This is a genomic window from Pseudomonas sp. Q11, from assembly GCF_024494355.1.
GTDB classification, from domain to species: domain Bacteria; phylum Pseudomonadota; class Gammaproteobacteria; order Pseudomonadales; family Pseudomonadaceae; genus Aquipseudomonas; species Aquipseudomonas hefeiensis.
In genome coordinates, this window is sequence record NZ_JAKNQY010000003.1 from 146216 (window position 1) to 167087 (window position 20872).

Genomic DNA, 20872 nt, shown 5'->3' on the forward strand with positions numbered 1-20872 from the left:
GCCGCGCGCCAGGGGTGCGGGGCAGCTAAAGGGCGCGATTATAGCTTAAAAGCGTTGGCAAGCCTCGTAGGAGCCGCCGAAGGCTGCGATCTTTTGATTTTGATCTTTCCCTCTTGAACCTCAAGTGGTGAAACAAGATCGCAGCCTTCGGCGGCTCCTACACAGGGGACGTGCCGAAGCAGCTATCGGGGCATCATTCAAAAACTTTTGGGCAACCGCTGATCAATCAGCCGATACAACGCACTGTCCTGCGGCCAGTTGCGCATGAACCGCGCGCGATCCTTGGCATAGGCCGGGGTGAAGCTGGAGAGGCTGCGGTGCTGGCACATGGAGTCCAGGTCGATCAGCACCCAGCGATCGTCCTGCCAGAGCAGGTTGTGGCCCTTGAAGTCACCGTGACTGATGCGCTCGCGAATCAGGCCGGCGAACAGCCGGTCCAGGGCCTGCAACTCCGGCTCGGGGGCGGCGCCGCTTTCGACGTAAGGGGCCAGGCGCTGGATGATGTCAGGCCCCGACAGATGCTCGGTCACCAGGTAGGCGCCGCGACGTAGCCACAGAAAACGCTTTTCCAGCAGTGCCAGCGGCTTGGGCGTGGCGATACCGAGGAAAGTCAGGCGATGACCTTCGCGCCAGGCATGCCAGGCGCGGCTCGGACGCCAGAAGCGCTTGAGCCAGTGGGCGAAGTTTTTGATGTTATAGCGCTTGATCAGCAGAGAGCGCCCGTTCACATCGACTTTACCCACGCTCGCCGACCCACCGGTCTTGTATAAATGGCCCTGATCAAGCAAGGCATCGGCCTGCTCCAGTACCGGCGCCATGACCGCCTCTTCATCACGACGAATCGCCCGCAGCCCGAACGGCCCGCGCTGCACGCTGAACAGACTGCACTCGCGCCCGACCTTTTCCAGAAAGTCTTTCAGACGCCAGGCCTGCACTTTGTCGATCTGTTTTTGCAGCGCCTCCATGGGCAATGCGTGCTCGGCGTTGCCCAGCAGGTAATGCACCAACAACTCTTCGTTGAAAGGCTCGAGGGATTTGGGCAACTGGGCGAAAAACACCCCCAGGTTTTCGAGCACTTTGTTGCGCGACAACGGTCGACCCGGGGTTTCGGCGCGGATGCCGGCGCCGTCGATCAAATAGAGCTTGGCGCCGTGACGCAACAGATTGTCCAGGTGCAGATCTTCCTGCCACAGGCCTTTGCTGTGCAGTTGCGCAATCGCTCCCAACGCCTCGGCCAGTACCGCCGTTTGTTCGTCGGCGAGCAATGGCAGGCCCTCGACCTGTTTCCAGGCGTCCCCGAGGCTTTCGGCCCCCTCAAGCAATTCGAATAGCAGCCAGCCACCTTCGCCGTCTTTCAGGCCATCGGCCAGCAACAGCGGCGTCGTCATCCCCTGTTCTGCCAGTAGGCGCACACCTTGCAGTTCACGGTGAAAATGCCTGCCCGCTTTGCTGCCGACCAGCAACTTGGCCAACACCGGACGGCCGCGCCAGACGCCAGCACCGACGTAGCGCTGTCCCGGCAACACACGCAACAGGGAAAGCAGCTGCAATTGCGCCGGGCCGGCAGCGTCCGCCAGCTCCAGGCTCAAAGGCAGGCTGGGGCTACGGCCAGCGTGTTTCAATTCGGACAGGTGCATCAACGGGCTTCCTTGTAACTACGCCGGGCGGTCAAGCGGGTCATCCAGTTGCCGACCATTGCGCAATTAAACAACTGCGACAGCGAGCGCTCTAACAATGGCCGATCTTCAGCGACTAGAAAATCAGTCATTCACGCCCCTCGAAAAATCTCACTACATGACGGATGCGTTTCTTGTCACACGCATCGAGTCGGTCGCACTGACGGTATTGCAGGTAAAAACGCAGCCGCTGAGTGGCCGACAAATGATACTTGGCCACCTTGTCCAGGCACGCCAAGTCTTTGGTGATGCGGTATTGGAGCCAGAAGCCGCGCCAGAAATCGCCGTTCGGACAATCGATAAAAAATAGCCGTGACTGATCGTCGATCAGCAAATTGCGCCACTTCAGGTCGTTATGGGTGAAGCGATTTTCGTGCATGGTCCGCGTATAGCCGGCCAGTTGCCGACTCACCCCGTCAACCCAGGCACGATTCGCCAGCCTCGGGTCGTGACGTCGGGCCAATGCCGAGAGGTCTTCGGTGCCAGGCAGCTCGCGTGTGATCATCGCGCCACGGTCATAGGCTGCGCCACGTCGTTCCAGCCCCCAGGCTACGACTTCGGCGGTGGGGATGCCCCACTTGGCAAAGCGCTTGAGGTTCTGCCATTCGGACTTGACCCGAGGCTTACCCAAGTATCGCCGTAGCCCCTTGCCGGCCCCGGTATAGCGTTTGACATAGTAATTCACGCCGTTGCGCTGCACCCGAATCACCTCTGACAGCAGATCCCGCGTCAGACGCTCTCCCTCTAGGGCGAACACGGCATCAAGACTGCCGAAATCCTCTGCCAACTCAGCGTAGGAAGGTTCCAATACCCAACCCGGCATCAGAGCGCGCCCCCGTACCGCAGCTTGCGTGCATAAAGCCTGTTGGCTTTACCTTCGAGCCAGGTCAACAGCGAAGCTTCTTCGGCCAGGATCCGCCGTAGCGGCTGCTGGAAATACCCCTTGAGGAAACGCAACTTGTCACGACGAGTCAGACCGATGTCCATCGCAGAGAAATACAGCGCCGCCAGGTCCTTGTTGCGCCAACGAAGGGGGATGGCCGGGCGGACCTGCGCACGGTGCAGGTCGATCACCGAAAGTTTGAAATCCGTGGCGGTCACGGGCTTATCGGTGTGCAGCAAAAAGTGGCAAATGTAGCAGTCGCGATGGTTGACCCCGGCCCGGTGCATCATACCGGTCATGCGCGCCACTTCGGCGATCAGGGCCCGCTTGAGTTTCGGCTGTGGCGGCTGCTTGACCCAGTCCATGCTGAGATCTTCGAGACTGACGGTCGGCGCCAGTTCTTCGGTGACGATGAACGAATGCTGGTCGGCCGGGTTGCGGCCTTTCTCGCCATACGCAACGGCGGTCATGGTCGGCACACCGACTTGCTGCAGGCGCTGGATGGCTTTCCATTCCTGTCCCGCGCCGAGTACCGGCAGCTTGGCGGTCAGCAGGTTCTTGAAGATTTCGCGCCAACCGATGCCACGGTGGATCTTCACGAAAAAACCACGTCCGTCCACCTCCGTGCGCAAGGTGCGCCGGGCTTCCAGCTCGCGATAGACCTCGCCCTTGAGCGCCTCGACTTCGGCGAACGCATCGCGTCCAGCCCAAAGGCTCTTGAACGGTTCGGCCAGCATCAATTTCATTGTGCGTGCTCCGCCAATATCACATCGGCCGCGTGCTGCGGCATGCTGTAGAGGTCGGCCGTCTCGGCGAAGGCCAGACCGTTGCGGCTCCAGGCCGCGCGTGCGTCGGCGTCACCCAACATCCGCCCCAGGTACTCGGTGAGCTGCGCCTGTTCGAACGGCTCGTCCAAGACCAGGCCACTGTCGGCCTCGGCGATGTAATGGGCGTATCCACACACCGCACTGACCAGCACCGGCAAGCCGGCCACCAGCGCTTCAAGCAGTACGGTGCCGGTGTTCTCGTTGTACGCCGGGTGGATCAGCAGGTCGGCGCCCAACAGGAAACGCGGAATGTCGCTGCGGCCCTTGAGGAAGCGTACGTTGTCACCAAGCCCCAACGCGGCGCTCTGCAATTGGAATACTTTGGGGTCGTCCTGGCCGATTACAAACAGGCGGGTGCGTTTTTTAAGCTGCGAAGGTAGCGCGGCCAGGGCCTTGAGGCTGCGATCCACGCCCTTGGTCTTGAACCCGGAACCGATCTGCACCAGCAGCAGGTCATCATCGGCCAGATCGAATTCGGCACGAAACGCGGCGCGAACCTCATCGGCGTCGGCGGGCCGGCGACGATCCTGGGCGATGCCCGGTGGCAGCAGGTGAAAGCGCTCCAGCGGCGTGTCGTAGTGCTTGATGAACAAAGGCTGTTGCACTTCGGAAATCATCAGTATTTCGGTCTTGGCATCCTTGGCGAATACCGCTCGCTCGTACTCGGAAAAGTGGCGGTAACGCCCCCAACGCCGGTACAGCGAATTGCGCAGGTTCTGCGCCTTGTCTTCAAAGCAGCCGTCAGCGGCGTAATACACGTCCAGGCCGGGCATTTTATTGAAGCCGATCAAACGGTCGACCGGACGCTTGGCCAGGTCGTTTTCCATCCACGCACTGAGTTTCTCGTTGCGACGGTGGTTGAACAGCGCCTTGACCGGCGCCACCAGCACTTCGAAGCCCGGCGGGACGTCACCTTCCCAGATCAGCGTGTAGACGCGGATCTGGTGACCGCGCCGCTGGCATTCCAGGGCGATGCGCATGAAGTCACGCTGCAGGCCGCCGAAGGGGAAGTATTTATAAAGGACAAAAGCCAATTGCATCAGCGCGGCTCCTCAGCCAATAACGTGCTCAAGTGGCTGGCAACACGCTCGGGATTCAGACGCGTGAAGCACAGGGGCTGCTCGCGTTTCAGGTCAAACCGCCGGGCATCTTCGGCGGTCGGCGGATAAGTGCATTGTTTCTGCATGCAAGGCGCGCAGGGGAAATCGCTGGCAAGGTGAATCTGCCCCTTGCCATAGGCACCGGTCAGCACCGGGTTGGTGGGGCCGAGCAGTGAAATGGTCGGCACATCCAGGGCTGCGGCCAAATGGCCAAGGCCGGTGTCCACGGCCACACAGGCCTGCGCGCCGGCCAACACCTTGCCCATCCCGCCCAGATTCAGTTTTGGCAATACCAGGGCGTTGCGCAACCCATTGGCAATCCGCTCGGCCCGGGCTTTCTCCAGCGGGCTGCCCCATGGCAGCTTCACCACGACGCCGAACTGGCCCATGCGCTCAACGAGTTGACGCCAGTAGAGTTCAGGCCAGTGCTTGGATTCCCAGGTCGTGCCATGCAGGAACACCACGTAGGGGTATCTGCGTGGCAATTCCACCAGACGATCGACATTCAGGCCGTAGCTGCCCATGGTTTTGGGCAAGTCATAACCCAGCGCCACGGCGAACAACTGGCGCACGCGCTCTACCGCGTGCTGACCGCGGGCCACGGCCAGGCGGCGGGAATAGAAACGCGCGGCCAGCGGTTCGCGGGCCGAAACTTTATCCAGGCCTGCCACCGGGGCTTTGACGTAGCGGGTCAGCCAGGCGCTTTTCAGCAGGCCTTGGGCGTCGATCACCAGATCGTACTTCTCGGCACGCACGCTCTGCTTGAAGCGTCGCCACTCGCCGCTCTTGATGGTTTGCCAGAGGTTCTTGCGCCAGCGACGAATGGCCACCGGGATGACTTTGTCCACCGCCGGGTGCCAGGTGGGAATTTCGGCAAAGCCTTCTTCCACCACCCAGTCGAACCTGATGCCGGGAATCGCCCGCGCCGCGTCGGTCAGCGCCGGCAGGGTGTGAACCACATCCCCCAGCGAAGAGGTCTTGATCAACAATACCCGCAAGTTACTGAACCTCCACCGGTGCGCCCTGCAAACGCCCCAGGGCATCGTTCACCAACGGTGGCATGAGCTGGCGCAGGCAGTTGTAATGACCGAAGCGGCAGGTGCGGTCGAAGCACGGGCTGCATTCGATGCCCAGGCGCACGACTTCGACTTTGTCGGCCAGCGGCGGCGTAAAGCCCGGCGAGGTGGAACCATACACCGCTACCAAAGGGCGGTTCAGGGCGGCTGCCACGTGCATCAGGCCGGAGTCATTGGACACCACTGAATCGGCGCAGGACATCAGGTCGATGGCCTCGGCCAGGGAGGTATCACCGCTCAGATTCACCGACTCCTCCCGCAGACCCGGGATCAGCCGCGAGCGGATGTCTTCGCCCACCGAATGATCGTTTTTCGAACCGAACAGCCAGACCTGCCAGCCTTCACGAATCTTCGCCTCGGCGACCTGGGCGTAATGCTCGGCCGGCCAGCGCTTGGACTCACCGAACTCGGCGCCCGGGCAGAGGGCCAACACCGGGCGGTCCAGGCTCAAACCGAACTTGGCCAGCGCCGCTTCGCGGGTCACCGGGTCGATCGCAAGGCTTGGACGCGGATACGGCTTGGGTAACTCGCCGCCCGGCTCGTAGGCCAGGGCCATGAAGCGCTCGATCATCAGCGGGTAGCGGTCTTTATCCAGCGTGCGCACGTCGTTGAGCAGGCCGTAGCGGAACTCGCCGCGCCAGCCGGTGCGCGTAGGGATGCTGGCGAAGAATGGCACCAATGCCGACTTCAACGAATTGGGCAGCACAATCGCCTGGTCATATTGCCCGGCCAGGGATTTGCCGATGCGTCGACGGGTCGCCAGCTCCAGCACGCCGTGGCCGAGCGGGAAGCTCAAGGCCTTGCGCACCTGGGGCATGCGCTCAAGAATCGGCCGGCTCCACTCGGGGGCCAACACGTCGATTTCGCACTGTGGGTGGCGCTGCTTGAGGCACTGGAACAGTGTCTGCGCCATCACCATGTCACCGACCCAACTGGGCCCTACGATCAGAATATTCATGTGGCTTCCAAAAACGATACGGGGAGGCCTACGCCTCCCCGCCTCGACAATCACTGTGGCTTAGGTCGTTGCCTGTTGCCGTCACTCTACAACACACCGCAAATCTACTGTGGGGGCGAGCCAGCTCGCGATGAGGCCATTACATTCAACATCCATGCTGCCTGACATTCCGCTATCGCGAGCAGGCTCGCTCCCACAGGGGAAACCCATCTGCTTCAAGTATGGTGCAGCACCACAATTCCATTGTGGGAGCGGGCTTGCTCGCGAAGAGGCCGGCACATCCAACATCAAGCTGCCTAACCCGCCGCCTTCGCGAGCAAGCCCGCTCCCACACTGCCTAATCTTCAGCTCAGCCCCAGTTCTCGCCAGATCCGCAGCACCTGCCTGCGCTCATCCACAAACTGGTCGCCTGCAATCACCCCGGCGTCGTTCTGTAGCGCCTGGCGGTGGGCGGCGGAGCGATAGGCTTTGTACGCCTCGCGCAACAGGGTTGCGTCTTCGACCGGCATCAGTCCGACCTCTTGCAACCCCTCCAGAATGCGGATGTTATCGGTGTAGCGCAGCAGCGATGGGTGCTCCTCGGACCACGCCAGGGCCGCGTATTGCACCATAAATTCAATGTCGACGATACCTCCGGCATCCTGCTTGAGGTCGAACGGCGCCGTGGCTTCAAAGGCGTTCGCCGCGGTTCCGGCAGCGGTGGCCTTGCTGCCGAGGTTGTCGCGCATCTTGGCGCGCATCTCGCTGACCTCCTGGCGCAGCGTCGACAAATCACGCTTGCGCCCAAGCACCTGTGCACGAACTTTCTCGAACGCCTGCCCCACATCCTGGCTGCCCACCAGCACGCGGGCCCGCACCAGCGCCTGGTGTTCCCAGGTCCAGGCCTCGTTCTCCTGATAGCGTGCAAAAGCCCCAAGGGAGCTGACCAGTAACCCCGACGCCCCGGACGGCCGCAAGCGCATATCCACTTCGTAGAGCTGTCCGGAGTTGGTCTGGGCCGTCAGCAAATGAATGATTCGCTGGCCCAGCCGGGTGAAGAACTGCGCGCCGTCGATGGGTTTCGGGCCATCGGTTTCCGCCTGCGGATCGCCATCGTGGATGAACACCAGATCCAGGTCGGAACCATGCCCCAACTCCAGACCGCCGACTTTCCCATACCCGACAATGATGAAGCCAGGATCGCACAGGCTACCGTCAGCGCGCAGCGGCACGCCGTACTTGGCCACAGTCTGGCGCCAGGCCAGGGCCAGCACTTGCTCGAGAATCGCCTCGGCCAGCCAGGTCAGGTAATCGCTGACTTTCATCAACGGCAGGCTGCCGGCAATTTCCGAGGCCGCCACCCGCAAACGGTGCGCAAGCTTGAAATGCCGCAGGGCTTCCATTTGCTGTTCGAGGTCATCTTCGGGGATGCGGGTCAGGCGCTCACGCAACTCCGCCGCCAGTTCCGGCGCCAGGGGCGGCTTGAACAAGCGCCCCTCATTGAGCAATTCATCAAGTAACAGGGGAAAGCGGGTGATCTGCTCGGCAATCCACGGGCTCGCCGCGCACAGTGTCAACAAACGTCGCAGCGCGCCGGGATTTTCCGTCAGCAGCACCAGATAGGCCGAACGGCGCGCCACGGCTTCCACCAGCGGCAATACGCGCTCAAGCACCAGGTCCGGGTTGGCATGCTCCACCGCCTGGGCCAGCAGGCGCGGAATGAATGCATCCAGACGCTCGCGCCCCAAACGCTGCATGGCACGCAACTGCGCACTGCCGCGCAGGGCGGCCAAGGCTTTGAGCGCCTTGGGCGCATCGCCGAAGCCGCCCTCTTCCAACTGACGACACGCCGCCCCTTCATCCTGGCTGTCTTCCCACAAAGGCAACCATTCGCCGCCCACCGTCACTTCGCTCTCGCCGTCCTGTTCCTCATCCGGGTCCGCGATGACCTGGCCGAAGTGCCAAGCCACACGACCGCGCCAATACATCAATTGCTCATGGAAGGCCGCCCAGTCGGCAAAACCCAGCATGAACGCGATGCGCGCCTGGTCCTGCGGGCTGTCCGGCAGCATCTGGGTCTGGCGGTCGGCGATGGCCTGGATCGCGTGTTCGGTGTAACGCAAGAATTCATAACCCTGGCGCAGCTCATCGACCACCTTGGCTGGCAGATATCCCTGGCCTTCCAGGGTGCCCAGCACTTTCAACAGCGGGCGCTGCTGCAAGCTCAAGTCACGACCGCCATGGATCAACTGGAACGCCTGGGCAATGAACTCCACCTCGCGGATGCCGCCCGAACCCAGCTTGATGTTGTCGGCCATGCCCTTGCGCCGCACTTCCTGCTGGATCAGCTGTTTCATGGTGCGCAGCGCTTCGATGGCAGAAAAATCCAGGTAACGGCGATAAACGAACGGGCGCAGCATGTCGAGCAATTGCGCACCGGCCACCTGGTCACCCGCCACCACTCGCGCCTTGATCATGGCGTAGCGCTCCCAGTCGCGGCCCTGATCCTGGTAATACTGCTCCAGCGCGTTGAAGCTCAGCACCAGCGCACCGGCCGAACCATAGGGGCGCAGGCGCATGTCGACACGGAACACGAAACCGTCGACTGTCATCGGGTCCAGGGCCTTGATCAGGCGCTGCCCTACGCGAATGAAGAACTCCTGGTTATCCAGCGCACGCTTGGCGCCAACGGTCTCGCCGCCCTCGGGGTAGGCAAAAATCAGGTCGATATCCGATGACAGGTTCAGCTCCACAGCACCGAGTTTGCCCATGCCCAGAATGACCATGTGCTGCGGTTCACCGCTGCGCCGGCCGGTGGGCGTGCCGAATTGCTGGCAATGACGCTGGTACAGCCATTGATAGGCCTGGTCGATGCAGGTATCGGCCATGTCGGAGAGGTCGCGACAGGTCTGGACCAGGTCGGCCTGGCGGGTCAGGTCGCGCCAGATGATCCGTATCTGCTGGCGTGTGCGTTGGCGACGCAGGACGCGGCCGAGTTCGTCTTCGCTCTCGGCGGCCTGGACCGCGGCGCTAATCTGCGCGCACATTTCGCCGGGCACCAGGCGGCGGTCCAGTTCGCCGCCGCGCACCAGCTCCAGCAGCATCGAGGGGTCACGAACACTCTGCTCGATAAAAAAATCACTGGCGGCGGCGATACGATTGAACTCGCTCCAGCGTTCAGGCGCCCAACCGGACAACCCGTGGTCGTCGCCCAGGGAAGCGACCGCCGCACGGAACGACTGCTCGGCACGACTGACCAATGATTGGAGAATTACCGGAACTTCGGTAAGCGAGGGCAGGCTCATGGTCTATCCTTGATCGGCGCGGGAAAGGCTGGATGTAGTGTTTTTTCAGATGCCACTACCTGATCGACTGTCGAACAAAGATGATAAATAGCTGAAAATCTGATTTTATTGGCAGCCAACATCAAGTTTTTACCTGTACGAGTTGGCTCACGACCAACAGTAACGATTATTCTCACAACGAAGCGAGGGGCCACAAGCCGCTCATGTGTAGTTTTACTACTCGTCTATACATTCGAAAGGCTGAAACGGCCGACGATTTGTAGTAAAACTACACGCCGCCGAAACAACCTTCGGCAATCCAAGAATTTATACCGTCTGCCCACAAGGCCAGTCGCAAACTCAGGCAACCGATTCTGGTAGCCTTTCCGCCCTGGAGCAAGCCATGCAAGACCTCGATCCCGTCGAAACCCAGGAATGGCTGGACGCCCTGGAATCGGTTCTCGACAAAGAAGGCGAAGACCGTGCTCACTATCTGATGACCCGTATGGGCGAACTCGCAACCCGCAGCGGTTCGCAATTGCCTTACGCCATCACCACGCCATACCGCAACACAATCCCCGTTACCCACGAAGCACGCATGCCCGGCGACCTGTTCATGGAACGCCGCATTCGCTCGCTGGTACGCTGGAACGCGATGGCCATGGTGATGCGTACGAACCTGAAAGATTCTGACCTGGGCGGTCACATCTCCAGCTTCGCCTCCAGCGCAACCTTGTACGACATCGGCTTCAACTATTTCTTCCAGGCCCCGACCGACGAACACGGCGGCGACCTGATCTACTTCCAGGGCCACACCTCGCCAGGCGTTTACGCCCGTGCCTTCATGGAAGGCCGCATCAGCGAAGACCAGATGAACAACTTCCGCCAGGAAGTGGATGGTCAGGGCCTTTCGTCCTATCCGCACCCTTGGCTGATGCCTGATTTCTGGCAGTTCCCGACGGTATCCATGGGTCTGGGCCCGATCCAGGCCATCTACCAGGCGCGTTTCATGAAGTACCTGGAAGCCCGTGGTTTCATTCCCGAAGGCAAGCAGAAAGTCTGGTGTTTCCTGGGCGACGGCGAGTGCGACGAGCCGGAATCCCTGGGCGCGATTTCCCTGGCTGGCCGCGAGAAGCTGGACAACCTGATCTTCGTCATCAACTGCAACCTGCAGCGCCTCGACGGCCCGGTTCGCGGCAACGGCAAGATCATCCAGGAACTCGAAGGCGTGTTCCGCGGCGCCCAGTGGAACGTGACCAAGGTCATCTGGGGTCGTTTCTGGGACCCACTGCTGGCCAAGGACGTCGACGGCATCCTGCAACGCCGCATGGACGAAGTCATCGACGGCGAATACCAGAACTACAAGGCCAAGGACGGCGCGTTCGTCCGTGAGCACTTCTTCAACACGCCTGAACTCAAGGCAATGGTTGCCGATCTGTCCGACGACGAGATCTGGAAGCTCAACCGTGGCGGCCACGACCCGTACAAGGTCTACGCGGCGTACCACGAAGCGGTCAACCACAAGGAACAACCGACCGTCATCCTGGCCAAGACCATCAAGGGTTATGGCACTGGTGCTGGCGAAGCGAAAAACACTGCGCACAACACCAAGAAAGTCGACGTCGACAGCCTGAAGTTGTTCCGCGACCGCTTCGACATCCCGGTCAAGGACGAGGAACTGGAAAACCTGCCGTTCTTCAAGCCGGAGCCCAACAGCGCCGAAGCCCGCTACCTGAGCGAGCGTCGCACCGCACTGGGTGGTTTCGTACCCCAGCGCCGCGCGCAGAGTTTCAGCGTGCCGACCCCATCGCTCGATACCCTCAAGGCCATCCTTGACGGTTCGGGCGACCGTGAAATTTCCACCACCATGGCGTTCGTGCGGATCCTCGCGCAACTGGTCAAGGACAAGGAAATCGGCCCGCGCATCGTTCCGATCATCCCGGACGAAGCCCGCACCTTCGGCATGGAAGGCATGTTCCGTCAGTTGGGCATCTACTCCTCCGTCGGCCAGCTCTACGAGCCAGTCGATAAAGACCAGGTGATGTTCTACAAGGAAGACAAGAAGGGCCAGATTCTCGAAGAAGGCATCAACGAAGCGGGCGCCATGAGTTCGTTCATCGCCGCCGGCACTTCGTACTCCAGCCACAACCAGCCGATGCTGCCGTTCTACATCTTCTACTCGATGTTCGGTTTCCAGCGTATCGGCGACCTGGCCTGGGCCGCTGGCGACAGCCGTACCCGTGGTTTCCTGATCGGCGGTACCGCAGGCAGAACCACGCTCAACGGCGAAGGCCTGCAACACGAAGACGGTCACAGCCACATCCTGGCTGCCACCATCCCGAACTGCCGCACCTTTGATCCAACCTACGGCTACGAGCTGGCGGTGATCATCCAGGACGGCATGAAGAAGATGACCGAAGAGCAGCAGGACGTTTTCTACTACATCACCGTGATGAACGAGTCCTACCAGCAGCCAGCCATGCCGGCCGGCGTGGAAGAAGGCATCATCAAGGGCATGTACCTGCTCGAGGAAGACACCCGCGAAGCGGCGCACCACGTCCAGCTGATGGGCTCCGGCACCATCCTGCGCGAAGTGCGTGAAGCGGCGAAGATCCTGCGTGAAGAGTTCAACGTCGGCGCCGACGTCTGGAGCGTTACCAGCTTCAACGAACTGCGTCGCGACGGCCTGGCCGTAGAGCGCAGCAACCGCCTGCACCCAGGCCAGAAGCCGAAACTGAGCTATGTCGAAGAATGCCTGAACGGTCGCAAAGGTCCGGTCATCGCCTCTACCGACTACATGAAGCTGTTCGCCGAGCAGATCCGTCAGTGGGTTCCTTCCAAGGAATTCAAGGTGCTGGGCACCGACGGCTTCGGTCGTAGCGACAGCCGCAAGAAGCTGCGTCACTTCTTCGAAGTCGACCGTAAGTTCGTTGTGTTGGCAGCCCTGGAAGCCCTGGCTGACCGTGGCGATATCGAACCCAAGGTGGTGGCCGAGGCCATCGTCAAGTTCGGCATCGATCCGGAAAAACGCAACCCACTGGACTGCTGAGGAGAATTTCCGTGAGCGAACTCATTCGCGTACCTGACATCGGCAGCGGTGAAGGTGAAGTAATTGAACTGTTTGTGAAGGTCGGCGACCGTATCGAAGCCGAGCAGAGCATCCTGACGCTTGAATCGGACAAGGCCAGCATGGAAGTGCCTGCGCCGAAGGCCGGTATCGTTAAAAGCCTGAAAGTGAAGCTGGGTGATCGCCTGAAAGAAGGCGACGAACTGCTGGAGCTGGAAGTCGAGGGCGCTGCTGCGGCGCCTGAAGCGGCAGCTCCTGCTGCTGCCCCGGCGGCGGCTGAAAAGCCTGCCGCTGCACCGGTTGCCGAGGCGGCTCCCGCCCCTGCCGCCGCGCCTGCCGCTGCCACGGTCCAGGACATTCATGTCCCGGACATCGGCTCGTCGGGCAAGGCCAAGATCATCGAAGTGCTGGTCAAGGTCGGCGACACCGTCGAAGCCGACCAGTCGCTGATCACCCTGGAATCCGACAAGGCCAGCATGGAAATCCCGTCGCCGGCCGCCGGCGTGGTGGAAAGCGTCGAGATCAAGCTGGAAGACGAAGTTGGCACCGGTGATCTGATCCTGAAGCTGAAAGTGGCCGGTGCTGCGGCGCCTGCTGCCCCAGCCCAGGCTGCTGCGCCTGCCGCCAAGACCGAAGCCGAAGCTGCTCCAGCTCCGGCTGCCGCGCCTGCCGCCACCAAGGCCGAGACAGCCCCTGCCCCGGCCGCCGCACCCGCACCTGGCGGAGCCAAGGTGCATGCCGGTCCTGCGGTGCGTCAGCTGGCCCGTGAATTTGGTGTCGAGCTGTCCGCCGTCGGCCCAAGCGGCCCACACGGTCGTGTGCTGAAGGAAGACGTGCAGGCTTACGTCAAGGCCATGATGCAGAAGGCCAAGAACGCTCCGGCCGAAGGCGCCACGGGTGGTGCGGGCATCCCGCCGATCCCGGCGGTGGATTTCAGCCGCTTCGGCGAAACCGAAGAAGTGGCAATGACTCGCCTGATGCAAATCGGCGCGTCGAGCCTGCATCGCAGCTGGCTGAACATTCCGCACGTCACTCAGTTCGACCAGGCCGACATCACCGAGCTGGAAGCTTTCCGCGTCGCGCAGAAAGCCGTGGCGGAAAAAGCCGGCGTGAAACTGACCGTTCTGCCACTGCTGCTCAAGGCCTGTGCGCACCTGCTCAAGGAGCTGCCAGACTTCAACAGCTCCCTGGCCCCAAGCGGCAAGGCCGTCATTCGCAAGAAATACGTGCACATCGGTTTTGCCGTCGACACTCCGGAAGGCCTGCTGGTACCGGTCATCCGCAACGTCGACCAGAAGAGCCTGCTGCAACTGGCTGGCGAAGCCGCTGCCCTGGCCGAAAAGGCCCGGAACAAGAAGCTCACCGCCGACGACATGCAGGGCGCCTGCTTCACCATTTCCAGCCTCGGCCACATTGGCGGCACCGGCTTCACGCCGATCGTCAACGCGCCGGAAGTGGCGATCCTGGGTGTCTCCAAGGCCACCATCCAGCCTGTCTGGGACGGTAAGGCCTTCCAGCCCAAACTGATGCTGCCGCTGTCGCTGTCCTACGATCACCGTGTGATCAACGGCGCCGCCGCTGCACGCTTCACCAAGCGTCTGAGCGACCTGCTGGGCGACATCCGTACCATCTTGCTGTAACACCGCATGGCCCTCCATCACGGAGGGCCCTTCGGACTGCTGTTTTCCGAGCGCCACGCTCGTACCTCAACCCCGCCCGTTTGGCGGGGCTTTTTTTGCCTGGGATAAAAATGCCCACGCACAGGAAACTTCGACCCATTTCCTACCCCAGCCGGGATTAGTGACTACACCCCCTGTTAGTCATTACCCACAACTTACGCCCCCTTCCCTATCAATATTTATTCCCCGCCACGCTTTAGCATTCTTAGTTCACCGACCACACACACCCAAACTTTAAAAACACCGAACTTCGAACGGACTCGAATATGTTTAAACCCACTGTTGGCCCCATTGTGGGTCACACGACAACTGATCACGCGCGAATATTCCTGCGAGGAGACAAGGGCAACGGCAACCTGACCTTTGCCGGCATTCGTCATAGGCGCCAAGGCGATACAACATGGTCGAAGGGACACTTTGTACTGTTGAACAGCTACCGCGACATGTCCGATGTCATCGTATTAAAAGGTCTTCAAGCCGACACCGCTTATGAATATCAGGCCGGCTGGCTCACCCCTCTGAGCCCGACCCACACCGTGGAAACCATCCAGGAGCGGCCGCTGCAGTGGCCTGCAAATATTTACCAGTTCCGCACCCCTTCCAGCAAAATCGGCGCAACACGCGCCTATATCGTCGGTTCTTGTCGCTATCTGCGGGTCACCGCCGGTACCCCATCGACCCCCGAACTCGGGGATCGGACATTCGCCGGCATCAACCGCGTCGTTGACCAGGCCGACCCGCCGATCAGCGGTATTTTGATGACCGGGGATCAGGTTTACCTCGACGATTTGAATATGCTCGCCCCGGACCGGACCTATCAGGACATTCTGCTCAAGTACCGCACCGCTTTTTCCCAACCACACATTAAAAAACTCATGTCCGGCGTGCCAACTTACATGATCCTCGACGACCATGAAATTGAAGATAACTGGCCAGCCAACAAAAACGTCGAGGATGAAGCTTTATATGCCAATGCCATGAGCGCTTATGAACTTTATCAAGCCAGCCATAGCCCAGCCCATGAACTTTCAAGCAATGGCACATTAAAGAAACCGTTGAAACAGTTCTGGTACACATTCACTCACGGCGATATCGAATGGTTCGTCACTGACAGCCGGACCCGACGCAACCTGTCACCGCACGACCGACGCATCCTCGACGAGGAGCAGGAGCAGTCACTGCTTACCTGGCTTGTCAACAGCCCCGCCCGAGTCAAATTCGTCGTGACCAGCGTCCTGTTCTACCCTGACAGCAAACACAATGACGGTGATGCCTGGCAGGCCTTCCCGGCCCAACGTCTGCGCCTTCTGGAAACCATCCGAGGCCATGGGATCAAGAATGTGATTTTCGTGTCGGGCGACATTCATGGCTCCATGACCAGCCGCCTGGGTCACACCCAAGACCCCGATTTCGAAGTCCATACCGTCGTTGCCTCGCCGTTTTACAACAGCAAGCTGTTGCCCTTCGCAAAACCATCCGATTTTATTTTCGACAGAGCCATGGCCCGGGCCGGGGGCGGTGAATACCAGTACGAACTGACCGGCAAGGTGATCAGCCAGGACAATTTCGCACGCCTGCATGTCGCGGACCAGAGCGTTCGGGTCACTTTTCACGACCGTGATGGCACTTCATTACAGACGGTTGATATCCCGTTGCGCGGACGAGTGGTATAACCACTCAAGCCCTCTGATCGGGTGACGGCTGGAGAAATCCTCTTGTCGGCCGATAAAAGGTTTATAGCACTTGGCCTTCATCTCTCTTGTCAGCCAGTGCCGCAATGATGCAACCTTGCGGCAGTCCGTAATAACGAGGGCGTCAGCCCGGCGCGATCAGCATTTTCGAAGCGAGTTTCCCCATGAAAAGCCAACCCGATGCCGCCAGCCGTATGGCGGCCGAGGTAGTGACGCAGTTACCGGTGCCTTCGCGGCTCGGCATGCTGCGTTTCGAACGGCTGAATGAAGCGAGCTGGGCGCTGCTGTTCCTCGATCCCAACTGCGAACGTTATTTCGGCCTGCCGGCAGTAGAGCTTTGCTCGCTGGTCAGTTCGCCCTACGCCAGCCTGATGGAACCCGAAGCGCGCTATCAACTCCACGATACGATCCAGCAGCAACTGGCCCAAGCCCCGCATTACCTGATCCGCTACACGCTCCACACCGCCAAGGGTCCCATGAACCTGCTGGAAATGGGCGAGTCCTATAAACAGCACAATCGCCATCTACTACGCGGCTATCTGCTGGCAGTGGACGATTTGCTGACAAGCGAGCCGTCGGCACCGGCCCTGGACCTGGAAACCCAGAACTCACGCCTGCAAATTGCCCTGGAACTGAACCAACGCGCCCAGCAGGAACAGCTTCAACACTTGGACCGGGTGCGCGCGCAACAGGACCTGATCCTGCTGCTGACCCGTCAGCGCTACAGCGCCAACAACTCCCTGCAGGAAGCCGCCGAGCTCATCACCCGCAGCGCCTGCGACATCTACCAGATTGATTGCGCCAGCATCTGGAACCTGGAAGACGGCCAGTTGGTGCCGATTTCGGCTTATAACCGCGCCTCTCAGGACTACTTTCTGCCAGACGTGATCAACGCCAACGAGTTTCCTGATTACATGGAGGCGCTGCAGACCTGCCGCGCAATCGACGCGCACAATGCGATGCGCGACCCGCGTACCCGGGAAATGGCCGCAAGCCTTCGCACGCGGGAAGTCAACGCCATGCTCGATGCCAGCGTCCGAATCGACGGCCAGGTGGTGGGCGTGCTGTGCCTGGAGCAAATAGGCGTCACCCGCGCCTGGCAGTCGGACGAGATCGCCTTTGCCGGTGAACTGGCTGACCAGTTCGCCCAGGTCATCAACAACCACAACCGACGGACCGCCACCAACGCCTTGCACTTGTTCCAGCGCGCCGTGGAGCAGAGCGCCAACGCGTTCCTGCTGGTCAATTGCGACGGTGTGGTGGAATACGTCAACCCCAGCTTCACCGCCATCACCCAATATTCCACCGAGGAAGTCCACGGCCAGCGCCTGTCGGAACTGCCGGCCTTGGAAAACCTCAGCGAACTGCTGTTCGATGCTCCGTCGGCCCTGGCCCAGAGCAACAGCTGGCAGGGCGAATTCAAGAGCAGGCGCAAGAATCTGGAACCCTACTGGGGCCAATTGTCGATTTCCAAGGTCTATGGCGATAACCGTGAACTGACCCACTACATCGGTATTTACGAAGACATCACCCAGACCAAACTGGCCCAGCAGCGTATCGAGCGCCTGGCCTATACCGACAACCTGACCAACCTGGGCAACCGCCCCGCGTTCATCCGCAACCTCGATGAGCGCTTTGCCCGGGACAGCGATTCGCCCATCAGCCTGTTGCTGGTGGACATCGACAACTTCAAGCGCATCAATGACAGCCTCGGCCATCAGACCGGAGACAAGCTGCTGATCAGCCTGGCCCGGCGCCTGCGCAATAGCCTGAGCCCCAGTGGCAGCCTGGCACGGTTCGCCAGTAATGAATTCGCCGTACTGCTGGACGACACCGACCTGGAGGCAGGGCAGCAGATCGCCAGCCAGTTGCTGATGACGCTCGACAAACCGATGTTCGTCGACAACCAGTTGATCAGCGTGACCGGCTCCGTGGGCCTGGCCTGCGCGCCACTGCACGGCCGCGACCCCCAGACCCTGATGCGCAACGCCGGACTCGCCCTGCACAAAGCCAAAGCCAACGGCAAGCATCAGGTCCAGGTATTCACCGAGGCGCTGAACGCCGAGGCCAGCTACAAGCTGTTCGTGGAAAACAACCTGCGCCGCGCCTTGACCCAGAACGAGCTGGACGTGTTCTATCAGCCAAAACTGTGCCTGCGCAGCGGTCGTCTGCTGGGCATGGAGGCGCTGCTGCGCTGGAACCATCCCGAGAAGGGCATGATTCGCCCGGACCAATTCATCAGCGTCGCCGAAGAAACCGGCCTGATCATCCCCATCGGCAAATGGATCGCCCGTCAGGCTTGCCGCATGAGCAAGCAATTGACCGCCGCCGGCCTGGGCAACCTGCAAGTGGCGATCAACCTGTCGCCCAAGCAGTTCTCCGACCCGGATCTGGTCGCCTCGATCGCCAGCATCCTCAAGGAAGAACAACTGCCGGCCCGCCTGCTGGAACTGGAACTGACCGAAGGCCTGCTGCTGGAGGCCACCGAAGATACCCACTTGCAGCTCGACCAACTCAAGCGCCTGGGCCTGACCCTGGCCATGGACGACTTCGGCACCGGTTATTCATCCCTGAGTTACCTGAAAAAATTCCCGATCGACATCATCAAGATCGATCGCAGCTTCATCCACGAGATCCCGGACAACCAGGACGACATGGAAATCACTTCCGCGGTGATCGCCATGGCCCACAACCTGAAACTCAAGGTGGTGGCCGAAGGTATCGAAACCGCACAGCAACTGGCGTTCCTGCGGCGCCACCGCTGCGACGTCGGCCAGGGCTACCTGTTCGACCGGCCGATCCCGGGAGCGGAGCTGATCGAAAAGCTCAAGCGTTACCCGCGCGGTCCTCTCGTATAACTCAAGCTTCAAGCTTCAAGCTTCAAGCTTCAAGCTTCAAGCAAACAGTGGCACACTCTCACCACTTGTAGCTTGCAGCTTGAAACTCGCAGCTGCCTTCCTAAGAGGACTGATGATGGTCTTGCGCTCGGAAATCCTGGTGAACAAAAACGTGCTCCCTACTCAAGAACAAGCTTTGCCTGGCCGCGAAACCCCAATGACCGTGCCGGAAAAACACTTCGTCCACGATGCGCCACTGCTGGGTCCGTTTGCCATGGACGTGGATTTCGCGATCTTCGGCCTGGGCTGTTTCTGGGGCGCGGAACGTAAATTCTGGCAGCGCGAAGGCGTGGTCAGTACAGCGGTGGGTTACGCCGGTGGCTTTACGCCGAACCCGACGTATGAAGAGGTCTGCTCGGGCCTTACCGGCCACAGCGAAGTGGTCCTGGTGGTCTACGAGCCGGAAAAAGTCAGCTACGAGCAGCTTCTAAAGATGTTCTGGGAGCTGCACAACCCGACCCAGGGCATGCGCCAGGGCAATGACATCGGTACCCAGTACCGCTCGGTGATCTATGCCACCAACCCAACCCAACTGGCTGCCGCCAAACACAGCGCGCAAGTCTTTCAGGCTGAATTGACCAAGGCCGGTAAGGGCGTCATTACCACCGAAATCGAAGAAGCCCCGACGTTCTTCTTCGCCGAGGCCTATCACCAGCAATATCTGGCGAAGAATCCTGAAGGTTATTGCGGGATTGGCGGTACGGGCGTGACTTGTCCGATCTGACTTTCAAGCCCCAGACCCAGTGTGGGAGCCGAGCTTGCTCGGCTCCCACAGGGATTTGTGGCAGCTGCAGTTCCTGCGAACACCCCGCAACTCATGTGGGAGCGGGCTTGCTCGCGAAGGCGCCCTATCAGGCGGTATCAATGCATCTGATCAGCTTTCAGCGATCAACCAATCCATCTGCCAGCCGCCCTGAGTCTGCCCAAGCTTCTTCGACAACCAAGGCAGCAGTTCACGCAACTCTTCCTCCAGCCCCCATGGCGGATTGGCAATCGCCAAACCGGAGCCGTTCAGGCTATTGGGCGTCGCCAGCGGATGCACCAGCAGCTCCACTCGCAACAATTTCGGCGCCCCTGTGCCGGCCAGGTCCTGGTAGAAGCGGCGCAACATCCGCTGGTCCTTCACTGGGTACCAGATCGCCGCCACCGTCTGGCGCATCCGGCCAATGGCCTCCTTGAGGGATGCGGCGCAACGTTGCATCTCGTCAAGCTGTTCGAAGGGTGGGTCGATCAACATCAGGCCACGTTTTTCCGCCACCGGCAGCAGCGCCCGGGGCACATGCCAGCCTTCGCCCAGATGCACCGCCACGCGACGATCGCCTTTCATGTTGTCCTTGAGCAGCACACCGTCTTCTGGATGTTTTTCGTTCAGAAGCACCCGATCCTGCGACCGGGTCAGGCGCCGCGCCAGCTCCGGTGACCCCGGGTAGTAACGCAACTGACCGTCCGGGTTCATCTCGTGCAGCACTTTCATGTAGTCGGCGGTCAGCGCCGGCAGATCCTCCTGACCCCACAACCGCGCGATGCCTTCAAGGTATTCGCCGGTACGATTGGCCTGGTCGCCCTGCAAGTCGTACAGCCCGATGCCCGCATGGGTATCGAGATAGGCGAAGGGCTGCTCCTTGCGCGACATCAAAGCGATGAGACGGGTCAAGGTCAGGTGTTTGAACACATCGGCGTGATTGCCGGCGTGGAAGGCGTGGCGATAATTCATGGCGACTCCTGCGAAGGCCGAGGAGTTTACCTTGAAGCGCG

At 60.7% G+C, this 20872-nt stretch carries 14 protein-coding genes; 5 read left to right on the top strand and 9 right to left on the bottom strand.

From position 1 onward, the window contains the following. Nucleotides 1-197: 197 nt before the first annotated feature. The 8 genes from MA884_RS04875 to glnE form a co-directional block, all read right to left on the bottom strand. Nucleotides 198-1637, bottom strand: coding sequence for a lipopolysaccharide kinase InaA family protein (locus tag MA884_RS04875; RefSeq protein WP_256229317.1), 1440 nt, complete (start codon nucleotides 1635-1637; stop codon nucleotides 198-200). Then, nucleotides 1637-1768, bottom strand: coding sequence for a hypothetical protein (locus MA884_RS04880; RefSeq protein WP_256229318.1), 132 nt, complete (start codon nucleotides 1766-1768; stop codon nucleotides 1637-1639). Before MA884_RS04880 ends, MA884_RS04875 begins: the two co-directional genes overlap by 1 nt. Further along, nucleotides 1765-2499 carry a lipopolysaccharide kinase InaA family protein gene (locus MA884_RS04885; protein ID WP_256229319.1) on the bottom strand — a complete coding sequence of 245 codons (735 nt, stop codon included), beginning with the start codon at nucleotides 2497-2499 and terminating at the stop codon, nucleotides 1765-1767. The genes MA884_RS04880 and MA884_RS04885 overlap by 4 nt, the downstream gene beginning before the upstream one ends. Beyond that, nucleotides 2499-3305, bottom strand: coding sequence for a lipopolysaccharide core heptose(I) kinase RfaP (rfaP, locus tag MA884_RS04890; RefSeq protein ID WP_256229320.1), 807 nt, complete (start codon nucleotides 3303-3305; stop codon nucleotides 2499-2501). Before rfaP ends, MA884_RS04885 begins: the two co-directional genes overlap by 1 nt. Further along, nucleotides 3302-4426, bottom strand: coding sequence for a glycosyltransferase family 4 protein (locus MA884_RS04895; protein ID WP_139048600.1), 1125 nt, complete (start codon nucleotides 4424-4426; stop codon nucleotides 3302-3304). The genes rfaP and MA884_RS04895 overlap by 4 nt, the downstream gene beginning before the upstream one ends. Next, nucleotides 4426-5484, bottom strand: a complete 1059-nt coding sequence (gene waaC / locus MA884_RS04900; RefSeq protein ID WP_256229321.1) for a lipopolysaccharide heptosyltransferase I — start codon at nucleotides 5482-5484, stop codon at nucleotides 4426-4428. The genes MA884_RS04895 and waaC overlap by 1 nt, the downstream gene beginning before the upstream one ends. A 1-nt stretch (nucleotide 5485) precedes the next feature. Continuing rightward, nucleotides 5486-6520, bottom strand: a complete 1035-nt coding sequence (gene waaF, locus MA884_RS04905; protein WP_256229322.1) for a lipopolysaccharide heptosyltransferase II — start codon at nucleotides 6518-6520, stop codon at nucleotides 5486-5488. A 344-nt stretch (nucleotides 6521-6864) separates the two neighbouring features. Then, on the bottom strand, nucleotides 6865-9804 hold the full coding sequence (glnE, locus tag MA884_RS04910; RefSeq protein ID WP_256229323.1) for a bifunctional [glutamate--ammonia ligase]-adenylyl-L-tyrosine phosphorylase/[glutamate--ammonia-ligase] adenylyltransferase: 2940 nt from the start codon (nucleotides 9802-9804) through the stop codon (nucleotides 6865-6867). Nucleotides 9805-10186: 382 nt separating this feature from the next. On the opposite strand from glnE, the gene aceE reads away from it, so the two are divergent. The 5 genes from aceE (at nucleotide 10187) to msrA (ending at nucleotide 19841) form a co-directional block, all read left to right on the top strand. Further along, complete coding sequence (gene aceE / locus MA884_RS04915; protein ID WP_256229325.1) at nucleotides 10187-12832, top strand: pyruvate dehydrogenase (acetyl-transferring), homodimeric type; 2646 nt, start codon at nucleotides 10187-10189, stop codon at nucleotides 12830-12832. A gap of 11 nt (nucleotides 12833-12843) precedes the next feature. After that, nucleotides 12844-14490 carry a dihydrolipoyllysine-residue acetyltransferase gene (gene aceF, locus MA884_RS04920; RefSeq protein WP_256229326.1) on the top strand — a complete coding sequence of 549 codons (1647 nt, stop codon included), beginning with the start codon at nucleotides 12844-12846 and terminating at the stop codon, nucleotides 14488-14490. Nucleotides 14491-14795: 305 nt separating this feature from the next. Beyond that, nucleotides 14796-16202, top strand: coding sequence for an alkaline phosphatase D family protein (locus tag MA884_RS04925; RefSeq protein WP_256229328.1), 1407 nt, complete (start codon nucleotides 14796-14798; stop codon nucleotides 16200-16202). Between the two features lie 182 nt (nucleotides 16203-16384). Continuing rightward, a complete protein-coding gene (locus MA884_RS04930) occupies nucleotides 16385-19078 on the top strand; it encodes a bifunctional diguanylate cyclase/phosphodiesterase (RefSeq protein WP_256229329.1) in 2694 nt (897 codons plus the stop codon). A 115-nt stretch (nucleotides 19079-19193) separates the two neighbouring features. Then, the gene (msrA, locus tag MA884_RS04935; protein ID WP_047226186.1) at nucleotides 19194-19841 is read left to right on the top strand and encodes a peptide-methionine (S)-S-oxide reductase MsrA; all 648 of its coding nucleotides are present in this window, start codon (nucleotides 19194-19196) and stop codon (nucleotides 19839-19841) included. Between the two features lie 150 nt (nucleotides 19842-19991). Here msrA and MA884_RS04940 read toward each other — a convergent pair whose 3' ends face one another. Further along, nucleotides 19992-20831 (bottom strand): 23S rRNA (adenine(2030)-N(6))-methyltransferase RlmJ, encoded by an 840-nt coding sequence (locus MA884_RS04940; RefSeq protein WP_256229330.1) that lies wholly within the window; start codon nucleotides 20829-20831, stop codon nucleotides 19992-19994. Between the last annotated feature and the right edge of the window lie 41 nt (nucleotides 20832-20872).

Coding starts and splice junctions, on each gene's coding strand:
- MA884_RS04875 (WP_256229317.1), bottom strand. CDS start 1,637: ATGCACCTGTCCGAATTGAAACACGCTGGCCGTAGCCCCAGCCTGCCT.
- MA884_RS04930 (WP_256229329.1), top strand. CDS start 16,385: ATGAAAAGCCAACCCGATGCCGCCAGCCGTATGGCGGCCGAGGTAGTG.
- MA884_RS04885 (WP_256229319.1), bottom strand. CDS start 2,499: ATGCCGGGTTGGGTATTGGAACCTTCCTACGCTGAGTTGGCAGAGGAT.
- rfaP (WP_256229320.1), bottom strand. CDS start 3,305: ATGAAATTGATGCTGGCCGAACCGTTCAAGAGCCTTTGGGCTGGACGC.
- MA884_RS04940 (WP_256229330.1), bottom strand. CDS start 20,831: ATGAATTATCGCCACGCCTTCCACGCCGGCAATCACGCCGATGTGTTC.
- MA884_RS04925 (WP_256229328.1), top strand. CDS start 14,796: ATGTTTAAACCCACTGTTGGCCCCATTGTGGGTCACACGACAACTGAT.
- waaF (WP_256229322.1), bottom strand. CDS start 6,520: ATGAATATTCTGATCGTAGGGCCCAGTTGGGTCGGTGACATGGTGATG.
- aceE (WP_256229325.1), top strand. CDS start 10,187: ATGCAAGACCTCGATCCCGTCGAAACCCAGGAATGGCTGGACGCCCTG.
- msrA (WP_047226186.1), top strand. CDS start 19,194: ATGGTCTTGCGCTCGGAAATCCTGGTGAACAAAAACGTGCTCCCTACT.
- MA884_RS04895 (WP_139048600.1), bottom strand. CDS start 4,426: ATGCAATTGGCTTTTGTCCTTTATAAATACTTCCCCTTCGGCGGCCTG.
- MA884_RS04880 (WP_256229318.1), bottom strand. CDS start 1,768: ATGACTGATTTTCTAGTCGCTGAAGATCGGCCATTGTTAGAGCGCTCG.
- glnE (WP_256229323.1), bottom strand. CDS start 9,804: ATGAGCCTGCCCTCGCTTACCGAAGTTCCGGTAATTCTCCAATCATTG.